The organism is Dokdonella sp., from assembly GCF_049593775.1.
Taxonomy (GTDB): Bacteria; Pseudomonadota; Gammaproteobacteria; order Xanthomonadales; family Rhodanobacteraceae; genus Dokdonella.
In genome coordinates, this window is record NZ_JBAWHJ010000330.1 from 1 (window position 1) to 3,988 (window position 3,988).

5 protein-coding genes are annotated in these 3,988 nt (G+C 60.0%); 2 read left to right on the plus strand and 3 right to left on the minus strand.

Annotated features, from left to right (window positions below; all coding sequences use genetic code 11):
• Together WBP53_RS11515 and WBP53_RS11520 are read left to right on the plus strand one after the other, a co-directional pair.
• A partial coding sequence (locus WBP53_RS11515; protein ID WP_423929047.1) for a DUF3297 family protein occupies positions 1-151 on the plus strand: 151 nt, incomplete at its 5' end.
• 177 nt (positions 152-328) lie between these two features.
• Positions 329-1,372: a diguanylate cyclase domain-containing protein gene (locus tag WBP53_RS11520; protein ID WP_423929041.1), complete on the plus strand. Its 1,044-nt coding sequence runs from the start codon at positions 329-331 to the stop codon at positions 1,370-1,372.
• A gap of 8 nt (positions 1,373-1,380) precedes the next feature.
• Here WBP53_RS11520 and WBP53_RS11525 read toward each other — a convergent pair whose 3' ends face one another.
• The 3 genes from WBP53_RS11525 to WBP53_RS11535 form a co-directional block, all read right to left on the minus strand.
• Positions 1,381-2,748, minus strand: coding sequence for a chloride channel protein (locus WBP53_RS11525; protein WP_423929049.1), 1,368 nt, complete (start codon positions 2,746-2,748; stop codon positions 1,381-1,383).
• Between the two features lie 128 nt (positions 2,749-2,876).
• Positions 2,877-3,353 (minus strand): DUF2269 family protein, encoded by a 477-nt coding sequence (locus WBP53_RS11530; RefSeq protein WP_423929043.1) that lies wholly within the window; start codon positions 3,351-3,353, stop codon positions 2,877-2,879.
• A partial coding sequence (locus WBP53_RS11535) for a DoxX-like family protein (RefSeq protein WP_423929045.1) occupies positions 3,350-3,988 on the minus strand: 639 nt, incomplete at its 5' end. The genes WBP53_RS11530 and WBP53_RS11535, both read right to left, overlap by 4 nt.

Below are 3,988 nucleotides of genomic sequence, written 5' to 3' on the forward strand. Positions count from 1 at the left end.
GACCACGGTCGAGGAATACTGCGTGAGCGAAGGCTGGATTCGGGTAGCCGCCGGAAAATCTCTGGACCGGCGTGGTCAACCGATCACGCTGAAAGTGAAAGGCGAGGTGGTTCCATATCTGCTGGAAAAAGCCGAGTCCGAAACCGACTGAAATCGCTGGCGACTGCCGCGCGTTTCAGGCGATTCGTTCCGCATTGTCGTCGGTTGGCACAGGATTGCCGGCTGACATGAACCGGGGGAACTGGTGTCGCAGTCAGTCGTCATGTTTGATCGCCCACGCATGTCCATCGCGGGCTGGCACCAACAGCCTGCGACTGAGCGGCGCGCGATGCTTACCGAGATTCTGGCCCAGGTTTCCAGCGAGGCCTTGCAGGGCGATACGCTCGAAGCGGTGCTCAAGCGTATCGTCAACTGTCTGATTGCCCGACTTCCCGTCACCATCGCAAGCATCATTCTGCTCAACGAGCGCCATACGCACTTCATACAGGAAGTCTGGTCCGGCGAACTGGACCTCGAGTTGCCGGCAGATTTGCCTTGGCCGGTTGAACTGGGTGCTGCTGGGCGATGCGTGCGAAGTGGTCTGGCGCAGCTCATTACCGATGTCGAAAATGATCCTGACTATGTGCCCGGAAACAGCCGTGTTCGTTCCGAATATCTGGTGCCGATCAGCCACAGCGGGCGCCTGCACGGTGTATTGAATCTCGAGAGCACCGAGTCGCGATTCTTCACCCGGGAGGTGCGCGCAGCGTTTGACGCGATTGCCGTGCAGATTGCCGGCGCCATCCATCTCGCGTGTGTCGTGCGCGAGCTTGAGCTGGCCAACCGGAAACTCCGGTTGCTGTCGATGAGCGATGGCCTGACCGGTATCGCCAACCGGCGCTGCTTCGATGAACGACTGTCCGAAGAATGGGCAAGCCATTCTCGATCCAGGCGTCCACTCGCTTTGCTTCTGGTCGATGTTGACTGCTTCAAATTGCTCAATGATTCTCACGGGCATTTGCATGGCGATGAATGCCTGCGCGATCTCGCGGCGATCTGCATCGAAGCAATTGGCGAAGAAGAAGCACTGGTGGCTCGATACGGCGGCGAGGAGTTTGCCGTCCTGCTGTCGGATTGTGATCTTCGCAAGGCACGCCGGATCGGGGAACGATTGCGGCAATGCATTGACGAGATGGAGCTGCCGCATCCGACGTCCCCGGTAACCGATCACGTTACCGTCAGTATCGGAATCAGCGCCGTCATACCCCGCACTTCGCACGCCAGCGAGAGCTTGATCGATACAGCGGATCGCGCGCTCTATCGGGCCAAGGATCGCGGTCGCAATTGCCTGGTCGCATCGACGGTTTCAGTGCTGCGAAAAAATTCGGACTAAAACCGGGTTTACTTGTCCGGCCCGGAATTCGGTGCTTTCCCAGCGGCCTCTTCGGCGTCGCTGATTGGAAGAAGCTTCAATTCCGCTTCCCTGATTTCTGCTGCCACGGCCTGCTCTCGGGATTCGATCAGGGTTTCGGCGAGGGCGCGATAGACGGGCTTGCGACAGACCAGTGCCGAACTCGCTCGCGCAAGCAGGCAGGCGGCCATGATCGGCAATATCATTTGCTGGTTCGCTGTCAGCTCCATCGAGATCACCGCTGCGGTCAATGGAGCCTGAGTGACGCCGGCAAGGTAGGCAGCCATGCCGAGCAGCACCACAGCGGAGGGGTTCGCTTGCGGAAGGAATGCTGCAAGGTTGGCGCCGATGCCCGCACCGACCGCTAGTGCAGGCGAAAAGATGCCACCCGGGATTCCCGCCCAATATGAAGCAACGTTGGCGCAGAACTTGAGCAAGCCAAAGCTTTCAACAGTGTCCGTGTGCCCTTCCAGTATGGATTTCGCCTGGTCGTAACCGGTGCCGTACAGACCTGTCTCGGTCAATTGGCTGAGCAAAACCAGGGCGAGCCCGCACGCAGCGGCAAAAATCACCGGCTGGCGCTTGCGCAATTTGCCGATAAGACCGCGCAGGCCGCCTTCATTCGGAATGATCAGGCGTGCAAACAGTCCGCCTGCCAGACCGCAGATGGCACCTGTGGCGAGCACGGCGACCCACGCCCGGCCCAGCGGAAGGCCGATGTCGAACTGACCGAAATAGGCATAGTTGCCGAGAATGCCAAGCGATACGACACCGGCAATGATGACGGCAGTAAGCAGGATCCCACTCATGCGATGCTCGAATGCACCGCTCATTTCTTCAATGGCAAACACCACGCCTGCCAACGGCGTGTTGAAGGCGGCGGCAAGCCCTGCTGCCGATCCGGCCAGGATGAAACGTGAGCTGGCGGCTGGATCGTCGAATCCGAAGCGTCGTCCCATCGAATAGAGGAGGCCGGCTCCGACATGTACGGTTGGACCCTCGCGTCCGATCGAAGCACCGCCCGCCAGCGCGGCCAACGTGAGTCCCATCTTTCCGATGGCCATGCGCAGATTGAGCAAGCTGTTCCTGAACGCGTCGTCTTCCAGCTTGAGTGCCGCGATGGCTTGCGGAATGCCGGACCCCCGCGTCGGCTTGAGTGCTCCCTGGGTTAGCCATGCAAGCAATGCGAACGTCAGGGGCGTGAGCAGGAACGGCCAGTAGCTGTTGTGGCGGACGATATGCTGGAACAGCGCAAAGGCCTGGTCGGCCGCCTTGGCAAATCCTACAGCTGCGAGCCCGACGGCGATGGCTCCTGACCAGAACAGCGCGCGTCGCAGCCATTGAGACGGAGAAAACATGGCTCGCGCTGTGGATCGCCAGGAACTGTCGGTCGAGGTTTCCGGCTCTCGTCCACTCACCGAAGATTCTGATATTTGCTTATCACCCGATCATGATACACGTCGCTGGCAGGGCTCCAGCGATCGAGTTACCAGAGTGCCGGTTTGAATACCATCAGCCAGAACACGACGAGGACGCCAAGAAATGCGGGCCAGCCAAGCAGGTACCAGATACGCATGAGCTGGTGATAGCGCGCCGGCAGTCCGGTCTTCTCATGCACTGCGAGAGCTGCCAGGCGGGCAATCTCGATCTGGATCCAGATCACCGGCAACCAGCAAATTCCGATCAGGACGAACAGGGAAATACTCGCCAGCACCCATGAGGTTTGCAGCGGAATCCCGAGCAAATGGACCAGTGCAAGCCCGGTCAGCGGCTGCACGATCACGGCCGGTGTCGTGAAACACCAGTCGGCAAAGACCACTTGCCGCGCCACGCTGGCGACCACGATCGGATCACCACCGCGGTCGGCGCGCCACAGGTAGAACGCCGTACCCAGTCCTGTTCCGAACAGAAGTGTCGAGGAAAGGACATGCAAGAGCTTGAGCGATAGATACGTGTTCATCATCGATCATCCTCAATGGCCAGGCAGACCAGGAGCAAGCCGACAAGCGCGAAATTCTTGATCAGTCCACCGATCGGTTCCAGCCAGAGATGGCTTGCCATCACGCCCAGCAGCAGTGTGTAGGTAGCTACCGACCCCAGCATGAGGAAGAGAACGGGCCTCGGCTGCCAACGCAGCAGCAGCGCACCTCCGAGCACAAGATCGAGCAGGCTCGTGGCGACCACAAGGCTGAACTGGTGCGCTCGGGGAATCTTCAATGCATCGAGTATCGGCGCATAGTCGCTGCTTGTGGCAAGCAGGCCCGCAATACCTGAGCCGATCCAGATCACCACAAGCATCAACCACAGGACTGGACGCAACCCGTTCAGTCGGGCGTGCCAGCGGTCCTGCACGAAACTGGCAGCGATCTCGAACTCTTTGCGTACGGAGCGAGGGCTGAACCCAGTCGTGTTGCCGATGAGTGCATGCGCATCTGCCAAACCGATATTGCCGCGTTCGAGCATCACGCCCATCGTCCGGCCCAGTGGCCCCGCGTTGATCCGGTCGCCAAACCAGGTCGCAAGAGTGACCAGGGGGCGGGGCACCGGGATCCAGCAGGGTCGGGAAAAATGCATCCAGCGGCGCAACAGGCCCAGGGT